This is a genomic window from Pseudomonas sp. LFS044, from assembly GCF_047978245.1.
Taxonomy (GTDB): Bacteria; Pseudomonadota; Gammaproteobacteria; order Pseudomonadales; family Pseudomonadaceae; genus Aquipseudomonas.
This window is the reverse complement of the sequence record NZ_JBFPFX010000043.1, coordinates 1-26,740: the sequence shown is the minus strand read 5'-3', so window position 1 is coordinate 26,740 and position 26,740 is coordinate 1. Positions and strand designations below refer to the sequence as shown.

Annotated in this window: 23 protein-coding genes; 8 read left to right on the top strand and 15 right to left on the bottom strand. The window is 65.0% G+C overall.

Going from position 1 to position 26,740, the window contains the following annotated elements; all coding sequences use genetic code 11:
• Window positions 1-309 precede the first annotated feature (309 nt).
• Complete coding sequence (locus ACNQPL_RS25485) at window positions 310-1,380, top strand: enoyl-CoA hydratase/isomerase family protein (protein ID WP_416468251.1); 1,071 nt, start codon at window positions 310-312, stop codon at window positions 1,378-1,380.
• Between the two features lie 16 nt (window positions 1,381-1,396).
• Window positions 1,397-2,548, top strand: a complete 1,152-nt coding sequence (locus ACNQPL_RS25480; protein ID WP_416468250.1) for an acyl-CoA dehydrogenase family protein — start codon at window positions 1,397-1,399, stop codon at window positions 2,546-2,548.
• A gap of 132 nt (window positions 2,549-2,680) precedes the next feature.
• Here ACNQPL_RS25480 and ACNQPL_RS25475 read toward each other — a convergent pair whose 3' ends face one another.
• Window positions 2,681-3,637: an AraC family transcriptional regulator gene (locus ACNQPL_RS25475; RefSeq protein WP_346616231.1), complete on the bottom strand. Its 957-nt coding sequence runs from the start codon at window positions 3,635-3,637 to the stop codon at window positions 2,681-2,683.
• Window positions 3,638-3,980: 343 nt separating this feature from the next.
• Here ACNQPL_RS25475 and ACNQPL_RS25470 point away from each other — a divergent pair, with 343 nt between their 5' ends.
• Entirely contained in the window at window positions 3,981-5,501 is a 1,521-nt protein-coding gene (locus ACNQPL_RS25470) for an FAD-dependent oxidoreductase (protein WP_416468248.1), read from the top strand.
• Between the two features lie 153 nt (window positions 5,502-5,654).
• Window positions 5,655-7,568 (top strand): sigma-54-dependent Fis family transcriptional regulator, encoded by a 1,914-nt coding sequence (locus tag ACNQPL_RS25465; protein WP_416468247.1) that lies wholly within the window; start codon window positions 5,655-5,657, stop codon window positions 7,566-7,568.
• 144 nt (window positions 7,569-7,712) lie between these two features.
• Here ACNQPL_RS25465 and aldA read toward each other — a convergent pair whose 3' ends face one another.
• Window positions 7,713-9,146, bottom strand: coding sequence for an aldehyde dehydrogenase (gene aldA / locus ACNQPL_RS25460; protein ID WP_346614225.1), 1,434 nt, complete (start codon window positions 9,144-9,146; stop codon window positions 7,713-7,715).
• Between the two features lie 8 nt (window positions 9,147-9,154).
• The gene (locus ACNQPL_RS25455; protein ID WP_416468246.1) at window positions 9,155-11,335 is read right to left on the bottom strand and encodes a PQQ-dependent dehydrogenase, methanol/ethanol family; all 2,181 of its coding nucleotides are present in this window, start codon (window positions 11,333-11,335) and stop codon (window positions 9,155-9,157) included.
• A gap of 274 nt (window positions 11,336-11,609) precedes the next feature.
• Here ACNQPL_RS25455 and ACNQPL_RS25450 point away from each other — a divergent pair, with 274 nt between their 5' ends.
• A complete protein-coding gene (locus tag ACNQPL_RS25450; RefSeq protein ID WP_416468245.1) occupies window positions 11,610-12,620 on the top strand; it encodes an aldo/keto reductase in 1,011 nt (336 codons plus the stop codon).
• A gap of 128 nt (window positions 12,621-12,748) precedes the next feature.
• Complete coding sequence (locus tag ACNQPL_RS25445; RefSeq protein ID WP_416468244.1) at window positions 12,749-13,846, top strand: alkene reductase; 1,098 nt, start codon at window positions 12,749-12,751, stop codon at window positions 13,844-13,846.
• A gap of 59 nt (window positions 13,847-13,905) precedes the next feature.
• Here the strand turns inward: ACNQPL_RS25445 and ACNQPL_RS25440 are convergent, their stop codons facing one another.
• The 12 genes from ACNQPL_RS25440 to benA form a co-directional block, all read right to left on the bottom strand.
• The gene (locus ACNQPL_RS25440; protein ID WP_016499620.1) at window positions 13,906-14,118 is read right to left on the bottom strand and encodes a cold-shock protein; all 213 of its coding nucleotides are present in this window, start codon (window positions 14,116-14,118) and stop codon (window positions 13,906-13,908) included.
• A 159-nt stretch (window positions 14,119-14,277) separates the two neighbouring features.
• The gene (locus tag ACNQPL_RS25435) at window positions 14,278-15,258 is read right to left on the bottom strand and encodes an LLM class flavin-dependent oxidoreductase (protein ID WP_387530563.1); all 981 of its coding nucleotides are present in this window, start codon (window positions 15,256-15,258) and stop codon (window positions 14,278-14,280) included.
• A 99-nt stretch (window positions 15,259-15,357) separates the two neighbouring features.
• Window positions 15,358-16,269 carry a LysR family transcriptional regulator gene (locus ACNQPL_RS25430; protein WP_346614230.1) on the bottom strand — a complete coding sequence of 304 codons (912 nt, stop codon included), beginning with the start codon at window positions 16,267-16,269 and terminating at the stop codon, window positions 15,358-15,360.
• A gap of 66 nt (window positions 16,270-16,335) precedes the next feature.
• Window positions 16,336-17,037 (bottom strand): TraX family protein, encoded by a 702-nt coding sequence (locus ACNQPL_RS25425; protein WP_416468242.1) that lies wholly within the window; start codon window positions 17,035-17,037, stop codon window positions 16,336-16,338.
• Between the two features lie 3 nt (window positions 17,038-17,040).
• Window positions 17,041-18,126: a metal-dependent hydrolase gene (locus ACNQPL_RS25420; protein WP_416468240.1), complete on the bottom strand. Its 1,086-nt coding sequence runs from the start codon at window positions 18,124-18,126 to the stop codon at window positions 17,041-17,043.
• Window positions 18,127-18,342: 216 nt separating this feature from the next.
• Window positions 18,343-19,257 carry a catechol 1,2-dioxygenase gene (catA, locus tag ACNQPL_RS25415; RefSeq protein ID WP_416468238.1) on the bottom strand — a complete coding sequence of 305 codons (915 nt, stop codon included), beginning with the start codon at window positions 19,255-19,257 and terminating at the stop codon, window positions 18,343-18,345.
• A gap of 40 nt (window positions 19,258-19,297) precedes the next feature.
• On the bottom strand, window positions 19,298-19,588 hold the full coding sequence (catC, locus tag ACNQPL_RS25410) for a muconolactone Delta-isomerase (protein WP_346614234.1): 291 nt from the start codon (window positions 19,586-19,588) through the stop codon (window positions 19,298-19,300).
• Window positions 19,589-19,685: 97 nt separating this feature from the next.
• Window positions 19,686-20,807 carry a muconate cycloisomerase family protein gene (locus ACNQPL_RS25405; RefSeq protein WP_387530578.1) on the bottom strand — a complete coding sequence of 374 codons (1,122 nt, stop codon included), beginning with the start codon at window positions 20,805-20,807 and terminating at the stop codon, window positions 19,686-19,688.
• Window positions 20,808-20,858: 51 nt separating this feature from the next.
• A complete protein-coding gene (locus ACNQPL_RS25400) occupies window positions 20,859-21,620 on the bottom strand; it encodes a 1,6-dihydroxycyclohexa-2,4-diene-1-carboxylate dehydrogenase (protein ID WP_416468237.1) in 762 nt (253 codons plus the stop codon).
• Window positions 21,621-21,668: 48 nt separating this feature from the next.
• Entirely contained in the window at window positions 21,669-22,679 is a 1,011-nt protein-coding gene (gene benC, locus ACNQPL_RS25395) for a benzoate 1,2-dioxygenase electron transfer component BenC (protein ID WP_416468236.1), read from the bottom strand.
• Window positions 22,680-22,749: 70 nt separating this feature from the next.
• Window positions 22,750-23,235 carry a benzoate 1,2-dioxygenase small subunit gene (gene benB / locus ACNQPL_RS25390; RefSeq protein WP_416468234.1) on the bottom strand — a complete coding sequence of 162 codons (486 nt, stop codon included), beginning with the start codon at window positions 23,233-23,235 and terminating at the stop codon, window positions 22,750-22,752.
• Window positions 23,232-24,590, bottom strand: a complete 1,359-nt coding sequence (gene benA / locus ACNQPL_RS25385) for a benzoate 1,2-dioxygenase large subunit (protein WP_416468233.1) — start codon at window positions 24,588-24,590, stop codon at window positions 23,232-23,234. Before benA ends, benB begins: the two co-directional genes overlap by 4 nt.
• 635 nt (window positions 24,591-25,225) lie before the next feature.
• Between benA and ACNQPL_RS25380 the strand changes: the two genes are divergently transcribed.
• Window positions 25,226-26,287, top strand: coding sequence for a 3-deoxy-7-phosphoheptulonate synthase (locus ACNQPL_RS25380; protein WP_346614240.1), 1,062 nt, complete (start codon window positions 25,226-25,228; stop codon window positions 26,285-26,287).
• 80 nt (window positions 26,288-26,367) lie between these two features.
• Entirely contained in the window at window positions 26,368-26,649 is a 282-nt protein-coding gene (locus ACNQPL_RS25375; protein ID WP_039602126.1) for a peptidylprolyl isomerase, read from the top strand.
• The last annotated feature ends 91 nt before the right edge of the window (window positions 26,650-26,740 follow it).

The following is a 26,740-nucleotide window of genomic DNA, read 5'->3' as shown; positions in this document are numbered from 1 at the left end:
ACCAAGGCTAACAACTATGGCCTATCAGGCCATGGCACGTTGCAACAAATGTAGGAGCGGGCTTGCCCGCGATGCGCCGCGCGGGCGGCGCTCGATCTCAAGGGCGCTGAAAATCCCAAGGCAAGCGCCCCGCGCGGCGCTCGATCTCACAGGCGCCAAAAAACCCAAGACATACCCATCGCATAAACGCACACTCCCCCTGCAGATTTGCCAATTGTGCCGGGCAAATTCGCATGCCACGATCCACGGATACATCAGCGCACTCCAGACTTCACTTGGAAAATCAATAACAAAGCAGGGAGAACGCGAATGACCGCGCATGCTCACATCTCGGCAACCGATCATGTACTGGCCGAGGTTCGCAATCGGATAGGCCACCTCACCCTCAACCGCCCCGCCGGCCTCAATGCCCTCACCCTCGACATGGTGCGCACCCTGCGCCAGCACTTCGATCGCTGGGCCGAAGACCCACACGTACAGGCCGTGGTACTGCGCGGCGAAGGCCCCAAGGGCTTCTGTGCCGGGGGTGATATCCGCTCGCTGTACGACAGCTACCAAGCCGGCGAAATCCTGCACGAAGATTTCTTCGTCGAGGAATATGCCCTGGACCTGGTCATCCACCACTACCGCAAACCCGTGCTGGTGCTGATGGACGGTTTCACACTCGGCGGCGGCATGGGCCTGGCCCAGGGCTGCGACCTGCGCATCGTCACCGAGCGCAGCCGCCTGGGTATGCCGGAGGTCGGCATTGGCTACTTCCCCGATGTCGGCGGCAGCTACTTCCTCTCCCGCGTGCCGGGCGAACTGGGTACCTACCTGGGCGTCAGCGGGGCGCAGATCCAGGCGGCCGATGCGTTGTACTGCGGGCTGGCCGACTGGTACCTGCCCAGCGAGAAGATCGCCGCGCTGGACGCCGGCCTCGACGGCCTGAGCTTCAGTGACCAGCCGCTCAAGGACCTGCAAAACCTTTTGGCCACACTCGGCAGCCAGGTGCTGGACGATGCCCCGCTTGAGAAGCTGCGCGCCGTCATCGACCACTTCTTCGCCCTGCCCGACCCGGCGGCGATCGTCGAACAACTGCGCGCCGTCAGCATCGGCGACAGCCATGCATGGGCGCTGGCCACCGCCGACCAGCTGGAAAGCCGCTCGCCGCTGGCCATGGCGGTTACCCTGGAGATGCTGCGCCGCGGCCGCCACCTGGCGCTGGAAGACTGCTTTGCCATGGAGCTGCACCTGGACCGCCAATGGTTCCGCCACGGCGACATCATCGAGGGCGTGCGCGCCTTGATCATCGACAAGGACAAGCAGCCGCGCTGGAACCCGCCGACCCTGGCAGGCCTGCAACGCCAGCGGGTCGACCAATTCTTCGAAGGCCTGTGAGCCGGGGAGTACACAGATGCAAGACCTGGAACTGAGCGAAGAACAGATCATGATCCGCGACATGGCCCGGGATTTCTCCCGCGGCGAGATCGCCCCGCATGCCCAGGCCTGGGAGAAAGCCGGCTGGATCGATGACGGCGTGGTGCGCAAGATGGGTGAACTGGGCCTGCTGGGCATGGTGGTGCCCGAGGACTTTGGTGGCAGTTACACCGACTATGTCGCCTATGCCCTGGCGGTCGAGGAAATCGCCGCAGGCTGCGGCGCCACCGGCGCGATGATGAGCATCCACAACTCGGTGGGCTGTGGCCCGCTGCTGGCCTATGGCACGCCCGAACAACAACAGGCCTGGCTGCCGCGCCTGGCCAGCGGCGAGGTGATCGGCTGCTTCTGCCTGACCGAACCGCAGGCGGGCTCCGAAGCCCACAACCTGCGCACCCGCGCCGAACGTGTTGACGGTGAATGGGTGATCAACGGCGCCAAGCAGTTCGTCAGCAATGCCCGCCGCGCGGGCCTGGCGATCGTCTTTGCAGTGACCGACCCGGAGCTGGGCAAAAAAGGCCTGTCGGCGTTTCTGGTGCCCACTGACAACCCAGGCTTCAAGGTCGACCGCAGCGAGCACAAGATGGGCATTCGCGCATCCGACACCTGTGCGGTCACCTTCGACAACTGCCGCATCCCCGCCGCCAATCTGCTGGGTGAGCGTGGCAAAGGCCTGGCGATCGCCTTGTCCAACCTCGAAGGCGGGCGCATCGGTATCGCTGCCCAGGCGCTGGGCATTGCCCGTGCCGCGTTCGAGGCGGCGCTGGTGTATTCGCGTGAGCGTATTCAGTTCGGCAAGCCGATCAACGAGCACCAGAGCATCGCCAACCTGCTGGCCGACATGCAGGTGCAGGTCAATGCCGCACGCCTGCTTATCCTGCACGCGGCCCGCCTGCGCAGTGCCGGCAAGCCGTGCCTGTCGGAGGCCTCACAGGCCAAGCTGTTCGCTTCGGAGATGGCCGAACGGGTCTGCTCGATGGCGATCCAGGTGCATGGCGGGTATGGCTACCTGGAGGATTACCCGGTGGAGCGCTACTACCGTGATGCGCGCATTACGCAGATTTATGAAGGCTCGAGCGAGATTCAGCGGATGCTGATTGCGCGGGAGTTGAAGCATTATCCGTTGTGATTCTGCCGGTGGGTGCTCCGGTGGTTCTTCCGGCCTCATCGCCGGCAAGCCGGCTCCCACCGGTAAACCAGTGCCCTCAAAGCTGGTGGGGTACCTGTAGGAGCCGGCTTGCCGGCGATGAGGCCCGTACAGTCAACGCCGCTGTCTGAAGGTTTCCGATGGCAACTGCCCAAACTGCTGCCGGTAGATTTCGGCAAACCGCCCCAGGTGTAAAAACCCATAATCCATCGCCAATTCGGTCACGCTGCGCACCGCGCAGCTGCCGTCGCTGAGGCACGCGTGCACGCGTTCCAGCTTGCGTTGCCGCACGTACTGCTTGGGCGTGGTGCCCAGCTGGCGGTCGAACAGCGCATACAGTGAGCGCACACTCATGCACGCCTGCTCTGCCAGCGTCTCGGCGGCCAGCTCCAGCTTCAGGTTGCGGTCGATGTAGTCGAGGATCCGCTCCAGGCTCGCGCCTGGCGTACCCAGGCTTTCGCGACGGATGTTGGTGCTCATCAGGGTCAACAGCTTGCTCGCCACGATCTGGCTGTAATGCCCCTGCACCCGCGGCAACGAACCACTGACCTCCGCCTCGTGGCAGACCATGGCCAGCAGGTTGACGAAACCGTCCAGCTCATCCAGCCGATAGTGGTTGCGCAAAAACCGTACACCCCCGTCCGGGCGCTGCCAGCGCTGCTCTTCGCAGATCGAGTCGAGCATGTGCGTCGGCACCTTGAGGATGAATTTCTCGCAGTCGTCCGAGTAGGTAAGGTCAACCGGGTCATCCGGGTTGATCAGCAGCAGCTCGCCCGGTACCAGGTGATGCTCGCGCTGGTGCCCGCGCCACAGGCAGTTGCCGTTGAGCAGCACCTGCAGGTGGTAGATGGTTTCCAGGGCCGGTGAGGTGACCCGCACGCTGCCGCCGTAGCTGATGCGGCACAGGTCGAGTTCGGCGAACTTGCGGTGGCTGAGGCTGGCCTGCGGATGGGTGGTGCGCGACAGGCCGATGCAGTGCTGGCCGACGTGCCGGTTCACGTAATCGGACACGGCATAGGGGTCGGCGTGATGGAACACGCTACTGCGCTCGCTCAGCAAGCGGCTTTCCATAGGCAAGGCACTCGGTGTCGTTATTGTTCTGGGCGCCGCTTCCTACCGGCACAGGGCCTGTGGTTGCGGTCGTTCACGGTGATTGTATCGAGCCGGGGTCACTTCAACGGGGGCAGCTGACCGCCGGTGGTTGATACACACTAAGCAAAAGGGGGTGGTTGGGCAATTGGATCTTCGGATTGGGCGGGCGGATAGCGAACAGCCTGGCAAGGCACATGCCCGATTATCGAACACATTCCGGTGGCAGGCTGTCGATGACGTTCATCTCTCCGATCGTCAGCTCGACGCAGCACCGCTGCAGCCCAGGCGTCAAATGGTTGCAAAGACCCTTTGGAGAAGCCCCATGACCGAACATGCTGTGGCCCGCCTTGAACAGCTCGACCCCCAACGCCCCTTGCGCGTGCAGGCCGGCAGCGAAGAAATGATCCTGGTGCGCCAGGGCGACCGGGTGCACGCCTACCAAGGCAATTGCCCGCACGCGGGTGCGCCGCTGGATGAAGGCTTGATCTGCGGTGGCCTGCTGGTTTGCCCTTGGCACAAGGCCGCGTTTGCCATCGACGAAGGCGCAGTCTGCGAACCGCCGGCACTGGCGGACCTGCGCCGTTACCCGGCGCGGGTCAAGGACGGCGAAATCTGGGTGGATGACCATCCATTGCCGCACCCCGAACCACCGCGCCACAGCGATGCCCGCTGCTTCGTCGTCATCGGTGCCGGCGCGGCAGGCTCCGCGGCGGTGGCCACGCTGTTGGCCCATGGCTTCGGCGGCCGCCTGGTGTGGATAGACCAGGAGCGGCAGCCGGCCTACGACCGTACCGCGCTGAGCAAATTCGTGATTGCCGGGCAGATGCCGGCAGACGAGGTACCGGCACTGCTGGAGGCTGACCAGCTGCGCAAGGGCCAGTTGGAGCGCTGCATGGGCAAAGTGCGCGCACTGGATGTGAAAAAGCGTCAGGTCACCCTCGCCGATGGCAAGCGTATCGATTATGACGCGGCGCTGCTGGCCACCGGCGGCAAGCCACAGCGCCCTGACCTGCCCGGCGTCGAGCTGGCGGGTGTGATGACGCTGCGCTCACGCGACGATGCGGCGCGCCTGCTGGATGCAACTGAGCCGGGGCAACCGGTGGTGATCGTGGGCGATGGCTTCATCGGCCTGGAGGCGGCCTCGGCCTTGCACGCGTATGGCGCGCAGGTGCATGTGGTCACGCGGCACGAGGTGCCGTTGGGCAAACAGCTGGGTGAACGGATCGGGCGCAGCATCCGTGCGCTGCACGAGCGCAAAGGCGTGGTGTTCCATGGCCCGACCGAGGTCGAGCGTTTCATCGGTGACGAACAGGTCGAAGGCGTGCTGCTGGCCAACGGCGAGCAGCTGACCACGCGGCTGGTGCTGCTGGGCACCGGGGTCACCCCGGCCACCGCATTCGTACAGGGCCTGCCGTTGGCCGAAGACCGTTCGTTGAAGGTTGACGCCGAGCTGCACGCAGGCGAACGGTTATGGGCCGCCGGCGACATCGCCACCTTTCCCCTCACCGGCCGCCCGGTGCGCATCGAGCACTGGCGCCTGGCCCAGCAGCAAGGCGTGATCGCTGCGGCCAACATGCTCGGCGAACAGCGCCGGTACGCGGATGTACCGTTCTTCTGGACGTATCAGCATGGACGCACTTATGAAGTGCTGGGGCATGCGCAGGACTGGGACCGGATCGAGTTCGTCGGGGAACCGGAGAGCGGTGATTTCATTGCCTTGCAGTGTGTGGGCGAGCAGGTCGAAGCGGTGATTGCCAAAGGGTATTCGGATGCAATGGCGGAGCTTTCGCAGCGAATGAAGCGGCCTCTGAACCTGCAGGAAGCGCTCAAGCTGATTGGTTGAATTCAATGGCCCCATCGCCGGCAAGCCGGCTCCCACAGAACATTTGGCGCGGATCCTGTAGGAGCCGGCTTGCCGGCGATGGGGCCAGTACCCACACCGCAATAATCAGCTATGGTTTCTCCACCTCAAATAACAAGAATTAGTGGAGCGCCCATGGCCGCGCAAACTGCCGCACATCGCGCCACCGAGTTGGCCGCATTCGTCGACTGCCATTTTGCCGGGCGTGGCCTGGTGCCGGAGCCGGTGATCGCCGAATCCTGGTACCGCAGCATCAACCAGCACCACCTGGACCCCGAGCTGCGCCACGTCGACAACATCCTCAGCGCTGCCGAAATCCGCCAGCATCAAGCCCAGCACGAAGCCTACCTGGCGGTCGCCAGCCAAGGCGTCAGTGGCCTGGCGCGACGTGTGGTGGACGCAGGTTTCGCCGTGCTGCTAAGCGATGCCGATGGCATCACCCTCGACGCCCGCCTGCCCGCCGACCCGCAGCGCTATACCCGTTCCGGGCTGATCGTGGGTGCACGTTGGGACGAGTCGATCGCCGGCACCAACGGCATCGGCACCGCCCTGGCCTCGCAACAGGCGCTGACCATCCACCGCCAGGAGCATTTTCTGGCAGCCAACGCGCGGCTCAGTTGCTCGGTGTCACCGATCTTCGACGCCCATAACCGGCTGCTCGGCTGCCTGAATGCAACCTGCCTGTACAACGACGGCCCCAAACAGGCCCAACACCTGACCTTGCAGTTGGTGACGCTGTACGCCCGGCTGATCGAGAACAGCCATTTTCGCCAGTGCTACCGCGACCGCCTGACCTTGGCGCTGAAACCGCGTGACGACTTCTCCGACCTCGCCGCCGAGCAGTTGCTGGCACTGGACGAAAGCGGCCGGGTGATCGGCGCCAATCGAGCGGCCTTCCTGGCGCACAGGGGCACGTTGCTGGGCATGCCTATCGATCAACTGCTGCCGGCCGGCATTGACCAGTTGCTGGAGCTGACACGTGGCGGTGCCCGCGGCACGCAGCTGCGCGGCCATGAACAGTCGTACCTGCTGGACGTTGGCCTGCGCGTGCCGGCCGGCTACCGTCAACCGGCGCCTGCCAAGCCCATGCCCACGCGTACTGGCCACCCCACGCTCGAGCAGTTGGCTGGCGAGGACACCCAGCTGCAACATGCGGTATTGCGCCTGCGTAAAGTGCTCGACAAGGACATCGCCATCCTCCTCACCGGTGAAACCGGCACCGGCAAAGAGGCGTTCGCCCGTGCCCTGCATCAGGCCAGCCAGCGCCATGCCAAGCCGTTCGTGGCACTCAACTGCGCGGCGATACCCGAATCGCTGATCGAAAGCGAGCTGTTCGGCTACCGCGCCGGGAGCTTCACCGGCGCCAGCCGCAAAGGCATGAAAGGCAAGCTGGAGCAGGCCAATGGCGGCACGCTGTTCCTCGACGAGATCGGCGACATGCCGGCGCACCTGCAAACGCGGCTGCTGCGGGTGTTGGCCGAGCGCGAACTGGTGCCGCTGGGGGCCGAGGTGCCGGTGGCGCTGGACATTCAGGTGGTCTCGGCGACGCATCAGGACCTGCAGGCGATGATCGTCGACAAGCGCTTTCGTGAAGACCTTTACTACCGGTTATGCGGGATGCGCGTGACGTTGCCGGCATTGCGCGCACGAAGTGATCGGCGCGCGTTGATCGAGGGCTTGCTGGCGGGCTTGGCCAATGGTTCGGGCGTGCGGCTGAGCGATGAAGCGCGGCGCTGTTTGCTGGGGCATGCCTGGCCGGGGAATGTGCGGCAGCTGCTCAATGCGCTGCGCCAGGCGGTGGCGCTGGCTGAGGGTGGGTTGATCGAACTGGCTGACCTGCCGGAGGAGTTGCTGGACTGCGCAGCGCCTGCCAGGCCGATGGCACTGGAGCAACAGGTCGAGGATGCCGAGATGCGGCATTTGCTGGAGGCGTTGAAGCGCGCGCGCTGGAACATGAGCGCGGCGGCCGAGGCAGCGGGGGTTTCGCGCTCGACGCTGTACCGCAAGATGAAACGCTACGGGATCGTGCAGCCGAATTTGTTGGGGTGATTGTGCTGGCCAGTGGGCCCACGAGCGCGCCGCGTACCCTGTAGGAGCGGCTTCAGCCGCGAAGCAGGCGCCGCGGTGAATGGCACCGCTTCGCCGGTGTTCGCGGGGCAAGCCCGCTCCCACAAGTCCCTGCTAAACCAATGGTTACCCCTGGATATACACCACCTGCGTGCGCGTGTACTCATACAACCCGTGCTTGCCATCCGCCCCGCCGACCCCGGATTTGCGCGCCCCGGCGTGGAAGCCCTGCATGGCCTCGAAATTCTCGCGGTTGATGTAGGTCTCGCCAAAGTCTATTTCGCGGCAGGCCTTAAGCGCCGCGTTCAGGTCACGGGTGTAGAGCGACGAGGTCAAGCCGTACTCGCTGTCATTGGCCAAGGCGATCGCCTCGTCCAGGTCGTCCACCACTTGAATCGGCAGCACCGGGCCGAAGATTTCCTTGCGCATGATCTCCATGCCCGCCGCACAGCCGGCCAGCACGGTTGGCTGGTAATGGAACCCGGCACCGAGGTCGGCCACCTGCCCGCCGGTCACCAGTTGGGCGCCCTGCCCGACCGCCGTGCGCACCATCTGCGCCACCTTGTCGAGCCCTGCCTGGTTGATCAGCGGCCCCATGTCCAGGTCGGCCTGGCGCGACGGGTCGCCATAACGGGTGGCGGCCATGGCCTGGGCCACCTTGTCGACGAAGGCGTCGGCCACCTTGCGCTCCACGTACACCCGCTCGGCACAGTTGCACACTTGGCCGGTGTTGATCACCCGCGAAGCGACGATGGCCTTCACGGCCAGGTCCAGGTCGGCGTCAGCCAGCACGATTGCCGGCGCCTTGCCGCCCAGCTCAAGGTTGAGCTTGGTGATGTTCGGCGCTGCTGCGGCCATGATCCTCGCGCCGGTGGCGACGCTGCCGGTAAAGCTCACCAGGTCGATGCCTGCGTGGCTGGACAGCCCATGCCCTACGCTCGCCCCCTTGCCGCCGACCACGTTGAACACCCCCGCCGGCAGGTCGGTTTCGGCCACCAGTTGGGCGAACGCGTAGCAGTTGATCGGGGTTTCCTCGCTGGGCTTGATCACGATGGTATTACCGGTAAGCAGCGCCGGCGCCATCTTGCGGGCGATGAGAAAGAACGGGAAATTCCACGGCAGAATGCCCGCCACCACGCCCAGCGGCTTGCGCAGCAGGAAGATGTGCTCGCTGGCGCGATCGCTGCTCAGCACCTCACCTTCCAGGCGCCGCGCCCACTCGGCCATGTAATCCAGGTAATCGGCGGTAAAGTTGACCTCGACCAGGGCCAGGGCCGGCACCTTGCCGCCCTCCTGGGTGATGATGCGGGCCAGGCGGTCGGCATTGGCGCGCACCTTGCTGGCGATCTGGCGCAGGTAACCGGCCCGCTCGATGGCGGCCTTCGCGGCCCAGCCCTTTTGCGCCTTGCGCGCTGCGGCGATGGCGCGCTCGACCTGTTCGGCCGGCGACTCCGGCACCCGCCCCAGCAATTGCCCATTGGCCGGGTTATAGACCTCGATCAGTGCTTCGCTGGGGACGAAGGCGTTGTCGATGAAGTTCTGGTAGGTGGTGTCAGTCATGCTCGTTTTCACTCCTGTGGGTGGTTGTCAGCCAGCGGCGAGTGCGCGGCAGGCTTGGCGCTGAACTGCTGCCAGGTATTGCCTTCAGCCTTCAGGTCATGGGCGCGCTTGATCAGGTATTGGTGCACCTGCTCGACCTGCTCGGGTTTGAGGTTGTCGGCAAACGAGGGCATGCCGTCCGGCACTCGGCCGCCATAAAGGATGCCGAGGAACATCTGGTGTTTTTCTGCGGTGAGCTTGCGCAGGTCAGGCAGCACGCCGCCACTGACGGCATGGATGCCGTGGCATTGCGAGCAGTTGCCGTCGTACAGGGCAGCGCCGGCTGCGACCGTTTGCGCATCGGCGGTCAGCGCGGGTGGTTCCGGCGCATTGGCGGGTGGCGCGGGCTCACGCAACGTGGCGGTGCCGCCGAGCTTGTAGGTCAGCACCTGGGAGAACGGCTGCACGCCGGCGCGCAGCGACAGCGCCCCGGCAAAGGTTGAGAACGCGCCGCCCCAGCCTGCCATGAAGGTCACGTACTGCTCGCCATCCACCGAATAGGTGATCGGCGCGGCCATCACCCCACTGGCCGCTGGCGACTCCCAGAGTTTCTTGCCCGAGTCGGCGGCATAGGCGATCACCCGGCCATCGGCGCTGCCTTCGAACACCAGGTTGCCGGCAGTGCTCAGGGTGCCGCCGTTGAAGATGGTGATGTACGGCACTTCCCAGGCCGGCGCCTGCTTGACCGGGTCCCAGGCGATCAGCTTGCCGGACCAGCCCTTGGCCATCTCCAGCAGGCCATCGGCGCCTTCGGGCATCATGCCGGTGCGCAGCCCCAGCTGGTACACGCTCTTGAACGGGTTGCGCTTCGGCGCTTCGGGAATGTGCTCGTAGTACGCCGACATGATGTGCGCCGGGATGTACACAAGGCCCGTCTCAGGGTTGTAGGACATCGGGTGCCAGTCGTGGGCGCCCCAGAATGCCGGGGTCACCAGCTTGCGCTTGCCGTCCTTCCAGTAGGCCGCTGCCTCGTCGTCGAGGATTGGCCGCCCGGTCTTCATGTCGATGCCCTTGGCCCAGTTAACCGGCACGATGTTCTTCGCCGAGAGCAACTCGCCGGTCGCCCGGTCGAGCACGTAGAAGAAGCCGTTCTTGGGTGCCTGCATCAGCACCTTGCGTTGTTTGCCGTCGATGGGCAGCTCGGCGAGGATCATGTGCTGGGTGGCGGTGAAGTCCCAGGCATCGCCCGGCGTGGTCTGGTAGTGCCAGGCGTATTCGCCGGTGTCGGCATTGACCGCCACGATCGACGACAGGAACAGGTTGTCGCCCTTGGCCTGGCTGCGCCATTTCGGGTCCCACATCGAGCCATTGCCCACGCCGATGTACAACAGGTTCAGCTCAGGGTCGTAGGCGAACGAATCCCAGGCCGTGCCACCGCCACCCCACTCCACGTAGGCGTCGCCATGCCAGGTCTTGCTGGCGATTTCCATGGCCTTGTTTTCGGGCGGCAGCTTGGGGTCGCCGGGCACGGTGAAGAACCGCCAGGCCTGCTTGCCGGTTTCGGCATCGTAGGCGGTCACATAGCCGCGTACCCCGAACTCGGCGCCGCCGTTACCGATCACCACCTTGCCGTTGACCACCCGCGGGGCGCCGGTGATGGTGTAGCTGCGTTTGTCATCATCGCGGGTGTCCACCGACCACACGCGCTTGCCGGTCTTGGCGTCGATGGCCTCCAGGCGGCCATCGAGCACGCCAACGTAGACTTTGCCTTGCCACACCGCCACACCGCGGTTGACCGCGTCACAACAGGCTTCGCCAGCGCGGTTGCGGTCGGACTGCGGGTCGTACTTCCACAACAGCTTGCCGTTGCGGGCGTCCAGGGCGTACACGACCGAAAACGGCCCGGTGGTGTACATCACCCCATCGACCACGATCGGCGTGGCCTCGACGCCACGGTCCAGGTCCAGCTTGTAGCTCCAGGCCAGGCCGAGCTGGTTGACGTTGCCCTGGTTTATCGCCTTCAGCGGGCTGTGGCGCTGCTCGTCATAGGTACGGCCGTGGCTCATCCAGTTGCCGGGCTCCTGGTCGGCATTGATGATGCGCTGGCCATCGACTTCGGCAGCAAAGGCACCTGCGCTGCACGCCAGGCTCAGGGCCAGGCAGCTGAGGAGGTGTGGCAGGGGCCGGCGGTGCGGGCCTGTGTGGTTCATGCTCGGTTCTCCGTTCTTGTTATGGCGACACCGCAACGGGCATCGTCAACAGACAGAGCAACGGCTGTGCCAGAGGCGCAGCCCCCCTTCGAACAGCCCATGCTAGAGCGCCTGAAGCCCTACGTGCGGCAAAGCCCCGGCCGGTAGGCAATGGCGCACGGGCGAAACACCTGCTGCAGGTATGACACAGGTGTGCCAGCCTGGCCTGCGGCCTTTCAATGCCGGCCGGTTCTGTGTAAAACAGGCGGATCATTCCCTTTCAAGGACACCCGGCATGATCTACCGCCCCCTCGGCCACAGCGGCCTGCAAGTCTCCGCGCTCACCCTGGGCAGCATGATGTTCGGTGAGCAGACCAGCACCGAGGATGCACTGCGGATCATCGACAAGGCCTGGGACCAGGGCATCAACTTCATCGACACCGCCGACGTGTACAACGCTGGCCGTTCCGAGGAAATCGTCGGCGAAGCGGTGGCGCGCCACCGGCAGGACTGGATCGTCGCCTCGAAAATCGGCATGGGCCCGGCCGATGGCCTGCCCAACCGCAGCGGGCTGTCGCGCAAGCACATTTTCAATGGCATTGACGCCACGCTGACGCGCATGGGGCTGGACTACCTGGACATCTACTACCTGCACCGCGAGGACCACAAGGTGCCGCTGGAGGAGACGGTGCGGGCCATCGGCGACCTGCTGCAGCAGGGCAAGATCCGCTACTGGGGCGTATCCAACTACCGCGGCTGGCGCATCGCCGAAATCTGCAACCTGGCCGAGCGCCTGGGGGTGGCCAAGCCGGTGGTCAGCCAGCCGCTGTACAACATCGTCAACCGCCAGGCCGAGCCTGAGCAGCTGACTGCGGCGGCCTACCATGGCCTGGGCGTGGTGCCGTTCAGCCCGCTGGCCCGTGGCGTGCTCAGCGGCAAGTACGCACCCGGCGCCGAGCCTGAAGCCGGCAGCCGCGCCGCGCGCCAGGACAAGCGCATCCTCGAAGTGGAATGGCGCCAGGAGTCACTGAGCATCGCCCGGCAGATCCAGGCGTATGTCGAGGCCAAGGGCGTGGGCATGGTCGAGTTCGCGATTGCCTGGGTACTCAACAACCAGTTGGTCAGCTCGGCGATCGTCGGGCCGCGCACCGAGGCGCAGTGGGACACCTATGCCGGGGCGCTGGCGGTGCAGATCACCGCCGACGATGAGGCGTTCATCGACTCGCTGGTGACGCCGGGGCATGCGTCGACGCCCGGGTTCAATGATGTGGCGCATTTTGTCAGTGGGCGACTGGCTCGCGGGTAAACCCGCGAAGCGGCCGGCACGGGCAAACCGATTTCCATTGGGGAGCCCACCGCCGGGGTGCCGGTCCCCCCTTTCCCCAATCATCCCGGTATCGTGCGCGCCATTGGTTTTCCACCTTTGGAGCGGTAATGAAACTCTTCCAACCCCTGCAGATCGGCCCACTGACACTGCCCAACCGGGTGTTCATGGCCCCTCTCACCCGCCTGCGCAGCCGGGAACCCGGCGATGTGCCGACGCCGATGATGGCCGAGTACTACGCCCAGCGTGCCAGCGCGGGGCTGATCATCACCGAGGCCACGCAGATTTCCTTCCAGGCCAAGGGCTATTCAGGCTCGCCCGGCATCCACAGCGCCGAGCAGATCGCCGCCTGGCGCCTGGTCAACGAAGGCATCCACGCCGCAGGCGGCCACAGCGCCGTGCAGGTCTGGCACACCGGCCGGGTCTCGCATACATCGCTGCAACCCGGTGGCGCTGCCCCGGTGGCACCGTCTGCCCTGCCCGCTGAAGCGCGTACCACCTTGCGCGATGAGCAAGGCAACCTGGTGCGTGAGCAAACCTCTGCCCCGCGGGCATTGAGCGAAGCTGAAATCGCCGGCATCGTCGCCGACTTCGGCCAGGCGGCAGCGAATGCCCGTGAGGCCAACTTCGACTTCATCGAGCTGCATGCCGCCCACGGCTACCTGCTGCACCAGTTCCTCACCCCCAGCGCCAACCAGCGTCAAGACCGTTATGGCGGCAGTGTCGAAAACCGCGCCCGCATCGTGCTGGAGGCCGTGGACGCGGCGATTGCCAACTGGAGCGCCGACCGCGTGGCGATCCGCATCTTCCCGCTGGGCGGCTTCAATGGCGTGGACAATGGCGAAGACCAGGAAGCGGCAGGCTTGTACCTGATCCAGGAACTGGCAAAGCGCAACCTTGCCTATCTGCACCTGTCCGAGCCGGACTGGGCAGGCGGCAAACCGCTGCGTGACACGTTCCGTGAGGCGATTCGGGCGGCCTACCCCGGCGTGATCGTGGCGGCCGGCGCGTACACCGCCGAGAAGGCTGAGGGCCTGATCCAGCGCGGCCTGATCGACGCCGCCGCGTTCGGCCGCAGCTTCATTGCCAACCCGGATCTGGTGGCGCGGCTGCAAGCACAAGCCCCTTTGAACGAGCACCGTGCGCAATTCGACTACGCCAACGGGCCGCAGGGGTATACCGATTACCCGTTCCTGCAGCAGGCCTGATCGGGACCGCAGCAACTGAAAAGGGGCCGAACACGGCCCCTTTTTATTTACGCCCCGGTTTACTCCGCCCGTACTTGCGCGGCCTGCATGCCTTTTTGCCCTTTTTCGGCAACAAAGCTGACCTTCTGGCCTTCTTTCAAAGACTTGAAGCCATCGGACTCAATGGCCTTGAAGTGCACGAACAGGTCATCACCACCCCCATCCGGGGTAATGAAGCCGAAGCCTTTCTCATCGTTGAACCATTTAACAGTTCCGGACTGTCTGTTGGACATGCGCTGAATCCTCGGTCGCTGGCAGCTTGCTGCATGAGTTGAAGGTCACGGGACCCTGTCGCTTTACAAGGCCCGGGCGTTAACAGTTTCAGCCATACATTGAAAAGGCGCCACTGCCATTTATGTCAGCGCGGCCAACCCTGCCTGCCCAAGGCCTTGTTACCCGAGCGCGCTCAACGCCTGCGCCGCATAGGCGTGCGAGCGCAAACGGGCCAGCGGGTCATGGATCCGGCAATCGATCATCAGTTCATCGGCGCCTGTCTGCTGGATCAGCGAGCGCAGGCCTTCCCTCACCCGCTCCGGCCCACCGGCGATGGTGCAGGCCATCACCTGCTCAAGCACTGAACGTTCGTGGGCTGGCAGGCTTTCAACGTACCCTTCCTGCGGTTTGGGCAGCAGGCCGTAACGCCCTACGTGCAGGTCGAGCATCCACTGCCGATGAGAGCTGGCATGGTAATCGGCTTCGGCATCGCTGGCGGCGGCAAACAGGTTCACGCCCACCATTACGTAAGGCTTGGCCAGCTGCGCGGACGGTTGGAAGTTCGCCCGGTAATGGGCCACGGCCTGCAGCAGAAAGCGCGGCGCGAAGTGCGAGGCAAAGGCATACGGCAAGCCCAGCTTGGCGGCAAGGTCGGCGCCGAACAGGCTGGAGCCGAGGATCCACACCGGCACGTCATGGGCGCCTGGCACGCCACGCACCTGGCGCTTGCCATTGTCGGCCAGGTAGTCGCGCAGCTCGGCGATGTCCTGGGCAAAATCACGTTCGGGCGTGGCGCCGCGCAATGCACGCACGGTCGGCCCGGAGGTGCCGGGAGCACGGCCCAGGCCAAGGTCGATGCGGCCCGGGTGGAGGGTGTCGAGGGTGCCGAACTGCTCGGCCACCACCAGTGGCGCGTGGTTGGGCAGCATGATGCCGCCGGCACCCACGCGGATGTGCCGTGTGGCATTGGCGATTTCATTGATGACCAGCGAGGTGGCGGCAGAGCCGATGCCGGGCATGTCATGGTGCTCGGCGATCCAGTAACGGCTGTAGGCGTGCTGTTCGACATGACGGGCCAGTTGGCGGGACTCTTCGATCGCGTCGGCAAAGGTCTTGCCTTCGCCGATCATCACCAGATCCAGTACGGACAGAGCAGTCATGGGGTCTCCAAAGGGATTATCAGTGACGCCAGTGTCCAGCCTGTAGCGCCAGGGATAAACCCAGGTTCAGGCCCTACATTCGGGCCTGATATTCCCCAATCACTGCTCCCAAGGCACGCCCTGCTCCCAGGTGGCGACCAGCATGTCGATGAAACCGCGCACCCGCGGGGACAGGTGGCGCTTGCTCGGGTACACCACGCGAATCGGGTCTGCCGGTGGCCTGTAGGCGTGCAATACCTCCACCAGGGTGCCCGCGCGCAGGTCGTCGCCGGTGATATAGGTAGGTAGGTGAATCAGCCCGAAACCTGCCCGCGCGCCGTCCAGCATCGCTTCGGAACTGTCGATGTTGAGCCGCCCGGGTTCCTCGCACAGGTGCAGGCCTTCGGCCGTATGAAAGCGCCAGGGCATGGATTTTTCACCCGCCAGAAAGGCGATCTTGTCATGCCCGTAGAGGTCTGCAGGCACCTGCGGCACACCGTGCTGGCGCAGGTAGTCGGGCGAGGCGCAGGTGACGAACTGCTGCCAGGCCACGGTGCGGGTAAGCAGTTGCGAGTCTTCCTTGGGCGCGCCGATCCGCACGGCGACGTCCACGCCCTCCTCCACCAGGTCGACGAAACGGTCGGTAAAACGGATGTCGGCGCGCAGCTCCGGCCACTGTTTGAGGTAGCCATCGAGAATCGGCAACACATGGCGCTGGCCCAACGACAGCGGCGCGGTCAGGCGCAAGGTGCCGGTCGGTTTGCCGCGGCGCTGGGCCATGGTGCTTTCGACCTCGTCCAGGTCGTCGAGGATCTGCCGCCAGCGCTCGAACGCCACCAGGCCCTCGTCGGTCAGGCTCAACTTGCGCGTGGTGCGGTTGAGCAGGCGCACCGCCATGCGCGCTTCCAGCCGGGCGATGCTCTTGCCCACGGCCGAGCGCGTCAGCCCCAGGCTTGCCGCTGCAGCGGTGAAACTGCCGGCCTTCGCGGCGCTGACGAAGGCGGCGATGTCGCCGAAGCGGTTGGGTTCCATGGAAGGCTCCTGCGGTACTGAAGACCGGCTTAGATGGGTGCGTTTTGCCGTATTGCAAGGGCAGAGTCACAGCACCCCCTGCAGCCCTTTGATGATCAGCAAGTGCAACGGGTAGAACAGATAGCCCCAACGGCCCACGGCGGGCACGGGCCGATCATCGCACCGCAGCAGCAGGCAGCCGAGGGGGATGGCCAACAAGGCGGCGAGCATGGTCAACACAGTGACGGGTGCCGTCAGGTGTTCGAGCAACCAGCTGTTGGTCAGGTTGCCGGCCACCGCCAACAGGCACGGCAGCAGCCAGGCAACGCCACCGCGGTTGCGCGCCACAAGCCAGGCAGCAGGCAACAGTACACCCGGCAAGCCGTACATCAGCTGCGCACTGAACAGCGTCGCGATCAACAAGGCGCCCAGGCCGATCAACCGTGCCTGCAATTGTGGGTGCCACACAGCCCAGGCAGCCAGCAGCCCCAACGTCAGCGTCGGGATTACACTGAGCGTTTGCGTGGCAGGGTCCAGCCAGCGATAAGGCCCTTCGGACAGCACTGCGAAGGCCAGCATCCAGCCCAGGTAGCGCAGGTTGCCACGGGTGAACAGCTGCCCCTGTGGGCTGCGCCCGACATTGACCGCGATAGCCAGGCAGAACAGCGGGAACGCCAGCCGGCCGACGATGAACAGCCCATCGGCTGCCGGCCAGAGAAAACGCAGATGGTCGGCGACCATGGTCACGATGGCTGTCCACTTGACCAGGTCCAACCCCGCCGAACGCACGCCTCAACGCCCCGGCACGGCGGCCTGGCCCAGATATTTGCTGGCCCAGGCGGCCAGCGGCAGCGGCGGTTGCTGGTCGAAGATGCGCCGCCAGATCAACGCCAGGTCGTGGCTGTTGAACATCGAGCCCACCCCGGCGCCCTGCCACGCGGTTGGCGTGTGGGCGACCCAGTGCCCCTGCGCGTCGCGTTGGGCCATGTTGAAGCGGAAGGTGTAATTACCCGGGATGCCCATGCGCAGGTCGGTGACCACCAGCGCACCGTTCACTTCGTCGTAGCGCAGCCAGTCATCGGTAAACCAGCGCAGGCGCTGCAGCAGCGGCGCGTCGGCCAGGGCCTCGGCGAGCGGCAGGTTGCGTGGCAAGCGTTGCATCTCTGGGGGTTCGCGGTCGAACGTGCTGCTGACGCCTTCGTAATAATCGCCCTCGGGGGTTTTCGCCAGCACCCGCCAGACCTGGCTGTTGAAGGCGATCGGCACCGCGCGCACGCTGCTGACGGCAATGCCCTGCTGGTCCAGCGCAGCCTGGAAGCGCTGCTCGGCGGCCATGCGGCTGGCAAGGCCGAAGCCCAGGTAGGCCGTGCTGAATACCAGCGCCAGGCTCAACAGGCGCACGGCCCTGCCGCTGACGCCCTTGAGCGCGGCGTAAAGCACGGCAGCCAGCAGTGGCACGGTGTACACCGGGTCGATGATGAATACCGAGGCCCAGCTTAGCGGGGTGAAGGGCAGCGGCCAGAACAGCTGGGTGCCGTACACCGTGAATGCGTCCAGAATCGGGTGCGTGACCAGCACCAGCCAGAACGCCAGAAACAGCCTGGGCAAGGTGTAGCCCTTGTCGGGCCAGCGCCTGCGGCCTTGCCAGTTGACCAGCCACGCCAGCAGCAGGGCCAACCCGGTGAGGACGAAGATGGAGTGCGAGAACCCCCGGTGGAAGGTCATCTGCGATACCGGGTCGGCGTAGCGGATAACCACGTCGAGGTCTGGCACGGTGCCAAGGAGCGCACCGTAGATGAGCGAGCGACGGCCCTGTATGCGGCCGAGCACCGTGCCCTGCAGGGCGGCGCCGAGTACGGCTTGGGTGATGGAGTCCAAGGGAACGCTTCCTGAATGGGCAATACGGAAACCTAACCCTCGAACAGCCCGTGGTGCAAACACTGCTGTGTGACAACGCTTGGCAACGTCTGGGGTGCGCACTCTGGCGACGATAGTGGATGGCAGGGGCTTTGCCCTTGATCGCCGGCAAGCCGGCCCCCACCCAGACCGTGCTGAATTCAAAGCCTGCGCTGTAGCTGTGCCGACGCTTGCACCTCAGCCTTCCTGCAGGGCCCGAGGCCGCCCGCTGCGCTGCTCGTCCGTGCTCTCCTGGGCCTTTTGCAGCTGGAAGTCGAACTTCAGCTCGGCATAGCGCCCCTGGGCACCGTCACGGAACACCACCTCACCTACCAGCCCATCACGGGTGGCATAGGCGAAGTCATCCCACAGGTATTTGTCCCCGGACAGGTTGATCTGCGTGGTCAGGTGCCGATGCCCGGGCGCCGAGATGAAAAAGTGCACATGCGCCGGGCGCTGGCCGTGGCGGCCGAGCTGGTCCAGGCATTCCTGGGTCGGGCCCTGGGGGTCGCAGCCATAGCCCGACGGCACGATCGAGCGGGCGCGGTAGCGGCCTTCGGCATCGGTGACGATGCGTCGGCGCAGGTTGTACGCGGACTGGCTCTGGTCGAAGAACGAGTATGTGCCACGCGTATTGGCGTGCCACAGGTCGACCGTGGCACCGGCCAGCGGCTGGCCTTGGGGGTCGAGCACCTGGCCTTCGAGGAACATGACCGTGGCCACGCCCTCCTCGCTGCCGTCGTCCATGCGCACTTCGCCCTGCGCAATTGGCGCACCGGCGACGTACAGCGGCCCTTCGATGGTGCGCGGGGTGCCGCCGGTGCGGCCGGCCTCGGCGTCTTTGGCATCTTGCAGCAGGTCGAGGAAGTGCTCGATACCCAGGCCCGCCACCAGCAGCCCGGCCTCGCCACGCCCACCTAAACGGTTGAGGTAGTCGACGGCGTGCCAGAACTCGTCTTCGCTGATGTCCAGGTCTTCGATCAGGCGGGCAGTGTCCTGCAGCACGCGCTGAATGATGCGCTTGAGGCGCGGGTTGCCGGCGTCGTTGCCAAAACCTGCGGCTTGCTCAAAGAACGCCTGGGCGTCGGCAGTGTGGGAAATCTTCACGGTCATGGGGCTTACCTCGTCTTGTTCTTGTGCAGAAGGCTTGGGTTCAGCGGTCGTCGGCGTGGATCGACGACGGGTGTCGGCACAGGCCATCGACCTCGATGTCCATGTACGGGAACAGCGGCAGCTGCATCAGCGTGTCGTGCAGCGCCTCGACGCTGGGCACGTCGAACACGCTGTAGTTGGCGTAATGCCCGGCGATGCGCCACAGGTGGCGCCAGGTGCCCTCGCGCTGCAGGCGCTGGGCCAGCTCCTTTTCGTCGGCCTTCAACTGTGTGGCCTTGGCCGGGTCCATGTCGGGCGGCAGTTTCACGGTCATCTTCACGTGGAACAGCATGAGGGTTCTCCGTACTCTGAGGTCGTAGATCGTTGGTCTGGCACGGCCCTTGTAGACGCGGGCAAGCCCGCCCCCACAGGTGTTGCGCCAATTGCAATCAGCGGCGGGCGAAGCGCGCCAGCTGCGTTTCGTTCAAGCTCAGGCCAAGGCCTGGGGTGCGCGGCACGTGCAGCTGGAAGTCGCGGTACTGCGGCGGCTCGTTGACGATTTCTTCGGTGAGCAACAGCGGCCCGAACAGCTCGGTGCCCCAGGTCAGCTGGCGCAGGGTGAGGAAGGCATGGGCCGAAGCCAACGTGCCGATCGTGCCTTCGAGCATGGTCCCGCCATACAGCGCGATGCCGGCTGCCTCGGCGATCTGCGCCGTGCGTAGCACTGCCCGTGGCCCGCCGTTCTTGGCGATTTTCAGGGCGAAGATGCTGGCGGCACCGTCGGCGGCCAGGCTGAAGGCGTCCTCGACGCTTTCGATGGATTCGTCGGCCATGATTGGCGCGGGGCTGCGCTGGTTCAGGCGAACCTGCCCGCCACGGTTGACCCGCGAGATCGGCTGCTCGATCAAGTCGATGCCGTTGTCGCCCAGCACCTGGCACGCGCGAATGGCCTGTGACTCGTCCCAGTACTGGTTGACATCGACGCGCACGCTGGCGCGCTCGCCCAGTTCGCGCTTGATCGCCACCACGTGGTTCAAGTCCTGCTGCAGCGGGTTGGCGCCGATCTTCAGCTTGAACACGCGGTGACGGCGAACCTCCAGCATGTGTTCGGCTTCGGCGATGTCGCGGGCGGTGTCGCCGCTGGCCAGGGTCCAGGCCACTTCCAGGCTGTCGCGCACGCGCCCGCCAAGCAGTTCGCTAACCGCCAGGCCAAGGCGCTTGCCCTGGGCGTCGAGCAAGGCGCTCTCGATGCCGGACTTGGCAAAGGTGTTGCCCTTGGCCAATTTGTCGAGCTTGAGCATGGCGGCGTTGATGTTGTCCGCCGGCAGGCCGATCAGCGCCGGCGCCAGGTGCGCATCGATGTTGGCCTTGATGCCCTCGGGGCTCTCGTAGCCGTAGGCCAGGCCGCCGATGGTGGTGGCCTCGCCGATGCCTTCGACGCCGTCGCTGCAGCGCAGGCGCAGCACCACCAGGGTCTGCTGCTGCATCGTGTGCATGGCCAGCTTGTGCGGGCGGATCGTGGGCAGGTCGACGATCAGCGCCTCCAGCCGGTCAATGGTCGGGCTTGTCATGCAAGAGCTCCAGTTAGGTCAGCGATGAAATGGAGTGTGCTGGGGGGAGCCTCAGCCGAGGTCGCCGCCCCCTACCGGCAGGGTCACACCGGTGATGTAGGAGGCCTCGTCCGAGGCCAGGAAAAGGATCGCGCCGACCTGTTCGTCGATGCTGCCATAGCGGTGCATCAGGCTGCTGTCGAGGGTCTGCTCGACGATCTGCTGGTACCAGCGTTTGTCCTGCTCGCTCTGCTCGGCCTGGTTGCGCGGCACGCGCCGGGGTGGCGCTTCGGTGCCGCCAGGCGCGGTGGCGTTGACACGGATGCCCCGGCCGGCGGTTTCGAAGGCCAGGCAGGCGGTAAGCGCGTTGACGCCGCCCTTGGCTGCGCCATAGGGCACGCGGTTGATACCGCGGGTGGCGATGGACGAGACGTTGACGATGGCGCCGCTGCCGCGTTCGAGCATGTAGGGCAGCGCCGCGTGGCAGCACCACAGGGTGGGGAACAGCGAGCGGCGTACTTCGGCCTCGATCTGCGCCACTTCATAGTGTTCGAACGGCTTGGCCCAGATAGTGCCGCCGACGTTGTTGACCAGGATGTCGAGGCGGCCGAAGGCCTGCACTGCCGTGGCCATGACCTGGGCGCAGTCGGTGGGCTGTTCGAGGTCGGCGATGAGGGTCAGCATGCCCTCCCCGGCCAGTTCGTGGACCAGCTCGGAGCGGTCAACCGCCACCACCTGCGCGCCTTCGGCCTTGAGCCGCCAGCACACGCCACGGCCGATGCCCTGCGCGGCACCGGTGACCAGGGCGACTTTGCCTTGGAATCTTGCATTCATTGGTAGTTCTCCATGCTGACGCTGTGGGAGCGGCGGCCCCGAGCAACTTCAGGCCGCTGCGGCGAACTTCTCGAAGTAGAAGTTGGCCGGGGTGATACCTTGTTCACGGATGTACTGGCTCACCGCCTCGACCATCGGCGGCGGCCCGCACAGGTACACATCCACATCCCCGCCATTGAGGTGCTGCGGCGCGATGTGCTGGGTCACGTAGCCCTTGTGCGGGTACTGGCTGTCGGGGTTGGCCACGCAGGCGCTGAAGGTGAAGTTGGGGATACGCGCGGCCAGCGCCTGCAGGCGGTCCAGCTCGACCAGGTCGAAATCGTTGGTCACTCCGTAGATCAGGTGCAACGGGTGCTCGCTGCCCTGCTCGGCAATCTTCTCCAGCATCGCCGTGAATGGCGCCAGGCCCGTACCACCGGCCAGCAGCAACAGCGGGCGTTGAATCGGCCGCAGGTAGAAGCTGCCCAAAGGGCCCGCCAGGCGCATGCTGTCGCCGGCCTTGGCCAGGCTGGTGAGGAAGCTGCTCATCAGGCCGCCGGGCACGTTGCGGATCAGGAAGCTGACCTCGCCGTCCTTCTGCAACGAGCTGAAGGAATAGGCGCGGCTCTGGTCGCTGCCGGGCACGCTGAGGTTGACGTACTGCCCCGGCAGGAAGGCCAGGCCGCTCAGCGACTCCCCCTTGATCGACAGGGCGATGGTGCTGGCCGACAACTGGCGCACGTCGCTGATGGCGGCCTGGAAGCTGGCCTGCTCGGTCTTGCACACCTGCGAAGACGCCGGGATGCGTACCACGCAGTCGCTTTCGGCGCGCATCTGGCAGGTCAGCACGTAGCCTTCGGCGATTTCATCTTCACTCAGGGCGTCTTCGATGAAGTTGTCGCCCAGGTCGTAGCGGCCAGACTCAGCCTTGCATTTGCAGGTGCCGCAGGCACCGTCGCGGCAGTCCAGCGGGATGTTGATGCCTTGGCGGTAGGCGGCATCGGCCACGGTTTCATGGCCGTTGGCCTCGATGAAGCGGGTGACCCCGTCTTCGAAATTAAGCGCGATCTGGAAGCTCATGTTGCACCTCGCGGGCGATCCTGGCCGCGGTGCGCCTTGGGGCACACCGGGCAGTTCGCGTTACCTCGGATCAGATGTGGTAGATGTCGATGACCTGACGCACGTAGTCGTTCTTCAGCACCACCTTCTTGGCCTTGATCAGCGGCTGTTCGCCGCGCAGGTCGAGGGTGTAGAAACTGCTGCCGAAGTAGCTGTCGGTGGCCTTGTAGCGAAAGCTCAGGGTGTGCCAGTTGAAGCGCACCTGGCAGTGGCCTTCGCCCTGCTCGACGATCTCGATGTTGCTGATGTTGTGCGAGGTGCGGGTGTCGGGCACGGTCGCGCTGGAGCGCTCGGTCTTGATCCGAAACACCCGGTCCTCGAGGCCGCCACGGTTGCCGTACCAGATCAGCGAGATCTCGCTTTGCGGGTCTTCGGTGAGGCGGTCGTCGTCATCCCATGCGGGCATCCAGAAGGTGGCGTCGCTGGCGTACAGCTCCAGCCACTGGTCCCACTGGGCGTCGTCCAGGTAGCGCGCTTCGCGGTAGAGGAAGTCGCGCACGGTGTCATGCAGGTTCATTGCACGGCCTCCACGGGGATCAGTTGCTGCTCGTCCTTGAGGGCCTGGATCATGGTGTCCTGCCAGTACTTGTGCTGCAGCACGAACAGCCCTTCATCTTCGGTGCGCACGCCGGACAGCAGCGGTTGCAGTTCGATTTCCCGGGCTGCCTCATCGGCGCCTTCTACCCAATGTTTCGCGCCGCGGCTCATGTCGTTCCAGCCGGTACCGCCGCCGTAGCCGGTCTGGCAGGAGCGGAACTCTTCCAGGTCATCCGGGGTGGCCATGCCGCTGACGTTGAAGAAGTCTTCGTATTGGCGAATCCGCTTGGCGCGGGCATCGGCGCTCTCGCCTTTGGGCGCGATGCAGTAGATGGTGATTTCGGTCTTGTTCACCGAAATCGGCCGGGCAACGCGGATCTGCGAGCTGAACTGGTCCATCAGGTACACGTTCGGGTACAGGCACAGGTTGCGCGAGTTTTCGATCATCCAGTCGGCGCGCGCTTGGCCAAAGTCGGCGGCCAGCTGTTCACGGCGCTCGTAGGCCGGGCGGTCTTCGGGGTTGGCCCAGCGGGTCCACAGCAGCAGGTGGCCGTGGTCGAAGGAATAGAAACCGCCGCCCTGCTTGGCCCAGGACCCGGCGCTCATGGTCTTGATCTCCTCCCCCGACTCGCGCTGCTTGCGCTGGCCCTGGGTGGCGGCGTAGTTCCAGTGCACGGAGCTTACGTGGTAGCCGTCGGCGCCGTTTTCGGCGGTGAGCTTCCAGTTGCCTTCGTAGATGTACGAACTGGCCCCGCGCAGTACCTCCAGGCCTTCGGGGGACTGGTCGACGATCATGTCGATGATCTTGGCCGACTCACCCAGGTGCTCGACCAGCGGCTTGACATCGGCATTCAGGCTGCCGAACAGGAAACCCCGGTACGACTCGAAGCGCGCCACCTTGGTCAGGTCGTGGGAGCCGTCGCAGTTGAAGCTGTCGGGGTAGCCGGCGTTGCTCGGGTCCTTGACCTTGAGCAGCTTGCCGCTGTTGTTGAAGGTCCAGCCGTGGAACGGGCAGGTGTAGCTTGCGCGGTTGCCGCGCTTGTGCCGGCACAGCATGGCGCCGCGGTGGCTGCAGGCGTTGAGGAAGGCATTGAGCTCACCGTCCTTGTTGCGCGCGATGAACACCGGCTGGCGCCCCATGGTCAGGGTGAGGAAGTCGTTTTTCTCGGGGATCTGGCTTTCGTGGGCCAGGTAGATCCAGTTGCCCTCGAAGATGTGCTTCATCTCCAGGTCGAACAACCGTGGGTCGGTGAACATCTCGCGCTTGCAGCGGTAGATGCCCTGTTCACGGTCGTCCTCGAGCATGGCATTGAGGTAGTCGAATCCCAGGGACATGGCCAGGGTCTCCATTGTTATTGTTCAGACCCGGTCAGGTTAGGGGCTGGACCACGCCGGCAATATCCGCCTGCTGCACAGCACTATCCAGTTTGTGCAGATATCGACGCCATAGCATTTATCCATTGAACGGCGTGTGCCACCTGAAGTAAGCTCGGGCTCATTCACTGGAGAGCAACATGCCGAAACACACCCGCAACAACGCCAACCACACCGGTCGCACCCTGCGCCCTGTGCTGGCCGTTGCCGGCTGCAAGGCTGCTGCGAGCTTTTATTTTGGGTATTGGTTTAGCCACTAGGCGCCGATACCCACACGGCGCCCACCTTCGAGGGGCCGCCGAACATGAGAATACTCAAACCCCCGGTCGGCTCCCCGACCGGGGGTTTTGCGTTTCAGGCCTTTCAAAATTACTGATTCACCTTGAGGACACTGCCATGAACTACGCCACTTATTACTACGCAAGCACCTACGCCTGGCGATTTAGCCAATCCCGTTCGGGCCAGCCTGCCGCCTCCGACCGGTCCATCCGTGGTGGCAATGCTGCAGCCAATGTGAATTCAACGATCAGTCGAACACCTCGATAGGGGCCGACCGCGCGGGCCAGAGCCCGCCGTCCGCCCAGGGAACCTACGCCATGCACGCTTCGAACCTCGCTCTGCCCCTGACCCAGCCGCACGCTGCCAACACCACCGTCAGCCGCCGCCTGCCCAGCCCGCACCTGCTCAAGCAGCAGATGCCGCTGACCGTCGAACACGCCCAGCAAGTCCAGGCCCAGCGCCAGGCCATCCGCGCCATCCTCGAAGGCCGCGACCCGCGCCTGCTGGTTGTTGTCGGCCCGTGCTCGATCCACGACCCACGTTCGGCCCTGGAATACGCCGACCGCCTGGCCGCCCTCAGCCGCGAAGTGGATGACAAGCTGCTGCTGGTGATGCGCGCCTACGTGGAAAAACCGCGCACCACGGTGGGCTGGAAAGGCCTGGCCTACGACCCACACCTCGATGGCAGCGACGACATGCATGCCGGCATCGCCCTGTCCCGTGGCTTGATGCTGAACATGATCGAACGCGGCCTGCCGATCGCCACCGAGCTGCTGCAGCCGATGGCGGCCGGCTACTTCGACGACCTGCTGGGTTGGGCGGCGATTGGTGCGCGCACCACCGAGTCGCAAGTGCACCGCGAGATGGTCAGCGGCCTGGAGCTGCCGGTCGGTTTCAAGAACGGCACCGACGGCGGCGTGGCCATTGCCTGTGACGCCATGCGCAGCGCCGCCGCCCCGCACCGCCACTTCGGCATGGATGCGCAAGGCTACCCAGCGATCATCGAGACCTTGGGCAACCCGGACACCCACCTGGTGTTGCGCGGCGGCCACAAAGGCCCGAACTACGACGCCACCAGCATTGCCCAGGCCCGCCAAGGGTTGGCCAAGGCCGGCCTGCAGGCACGGATCATGGTCGATTGCAGCCATGCCAACAGCGCTAAAGACCCGGCGCGTCAGCCGGCTGTGTTCGAGGACGTGCTGGCCCAGCGCCTGGGCGGTGATACGTCGATTGTCGGGGTCATGCTCGAAGGCCACCTGTTCGATGGCTGCCAGGCACTGGGCAAAGGCCCGCTGAAGTACGGCGTGTCGATTACCGATGGCTGCCTGGGCTGGGAAGCGACGCAAAGCCTGCTGCGCGAAGCTGCGGCACGGCTGTAGGAAGCGTACAGCAAGCCTTGCGAGACATTTCCCAAGCAAGTGCGCTAGGCTTGCCCTTTTCACCCAAGGAGTAGTACCCCATGGCACGCGCAACCGCCCGCCACATCCTCGTCAGCAGCGAAGACAAATGCAACGAGCTCAAAGCCCAGATCGAAGCCGGTGCCGACTTCGCTGAAATCGCCAAAGCCAATTCCACCTGCCCGTCCAGCCGCCAGGGCGGTGACCTGGGCTCGTTCGGCCCAGGCCAGATGGTCAAGGAATTCGACACTGTGGTGTTCAGCGCCCCGATCAACACCGTGCAAGGCCCGGTGAAGACCCAGTTCGGTTACCACCTGCTGGAAGTGACCAGCCGTCAGGACTAAGTCCTCACTGGCGATGAATATCCTTGTAGGAGCGCGCTTGCCCGCGATGAGGCCCGGCCAGACAACGGCGTTGCCTGCTCGGGCCTTATCG

Excerpts from the sequence above, each read along its gene's own strand:
- ACNQPL_RS25480 (WP_416468250.1), top strand. The coding sequence starts at position 1,397 with ATGCAAGACCTGGAACTGAGCGAAGAACAGATCATGATCCGCGACATG.
- benA (WP_416468233.1), bottom strand. The coding sequence starts at position 24,590 with ATGTCCCTGGGATTCGACTACCTCAATGCCATGCTCGAGGACGACCGT.
- ACNQPL_RS25440 (WP_016499620.1), bottom strand. The coding sequence starts at position 14,118 with ATGTCCAACAGACAGTCCGGAACTGTTAAATGGTTCAACGATGAGAAA.
- benB (WP_416468234.1), bottom strand. The coding sequence starts at position 23,235 with ATGAACCTGCATGACACCGTGCGCGACTTCCTCTACCGCGAAGCGCGC.
- ACNQPL_RS25435 (WP_387530563.1), bottom strand. The coding sequence starts at position 15,258 with ATGACTGCTCTGTCCGTACTGGATCTGGTGATGATCGGCGAAGGCAAG.
- ACNQPL_RS25485 (WP_416468251.1), top strand. The coding sequence starts at position 310 with ATGACCGCGCATGCTCACATCTCGGCAACCGATCATGTACTGGCCGAG.
- ACNQPL_RS25450 (WP_416468245.1), top strand. The coding sequence starts at position 11,610 with ATGATCTACCGCCCCCTCGGCCACAGCGGCCTGCAAGTCTCCGCGCTC.
- ACNQPL_RS25375 (WP_039602126.1), top strand. The coding sequence starts at position 26,368 with ATGGCACGCGCAACCGCCCGCCACATCCTCGTCAGCAGCGAAGACAAA.
- ACNQPL_RS25465 (WP_416468247.1), top strand. The coding sequence starts at position 5,655 with ATGGCCGCGCAAACTGCCGCACATCGCGCCACCGAGTTGGCCGCATTC.
- benC (WP_416468236.1), bottom strand. The coding sequence starts at position 22,679 with ATGAGCTTCCAGATCGCGCTTAATTTCGAAGACGGGGTCACCCGCTTC.
- ACNQPL_RS25405 (WP_387530578.1), bottom strand. The coding sequence starts at position 20,807 with ATGACAAGCCCGACCATTGACCGGCTGGAGGCGCTGATCGTCGACCTG.
- ACNQPL_RS25475 (WP_346616231.1), bottom strand. The coding sequence starts at position 3,637 with ATGGAAAGCCGCTTGCTGAGCGAGCGCAGTAGCGTGTTCCATCACGCC.
- ACNQPL_RS25400 (WP_416468237.1), bottom strand. The coding sequence starts at position 21,620 with ATGAATGCAAGATTCCAAGGCAAAGTCGCCCTGGTCACCGGTGCCGCG.
- ACNQPL_RS25380 (WP_346614240.1), top strand. The coding sequence starts at position 25,226 with ATGCACGCTTCGAACCTCGCTCTGCCCCTGACCCAGCCGCACGCTGCC.
- catA (WP_416468238.1), bottom strand. The coding sequence starts at position 19,257 with ATGACCGTGAAGATTTCCCACACTGCCGACGCCCAGGCGTTCTTTGAG.
- aldA (WP_346614225.1), bottom strand. The coding sequence starts at position 9,146 with ATGACTGACACCACCTACCAGAACTTCATCGACAACGCCTTCGTCCCC.
- catC (WP_346614234.1), bottom strand. The coding sequence starts at position 19,588 with ATGCTGTTCCACGTGAAGATGACCGTGAAACTGCCGCCCGACATGGAC.
- ACNQPL_RS25430 (WP_346614230.1), bottom strand. The coding sequence starts at position 16,269 with ATGGAACCCAACCGCTTCGGCGACATCGCCGCCTTCGTCAGCGCCGCG.
- ACNQPL_RS25470 (WP_416468248.1), top strand. The coding sequence starts at position 3,981 with ATGACCGAACATGCTGTGGCCCGCCTTGAACAGCTCGACCCCCAACGC.
- ACNQPL_RS25455 (WP_416468246.1), bottom strand. The coding sequence starts at position 11,335 with ATGAACCACACAGGCCCGCACCGCCGGCCCCTGCCACACCTCCTCAGC.
- ACNQPL_RS25445 (WP_416468244.1), top strand. The coding sequence starts at position 12,749 with ATGAAACTCTTCCAACCCCTGCAGATCGGCCCACTGACACTGCCCAAC.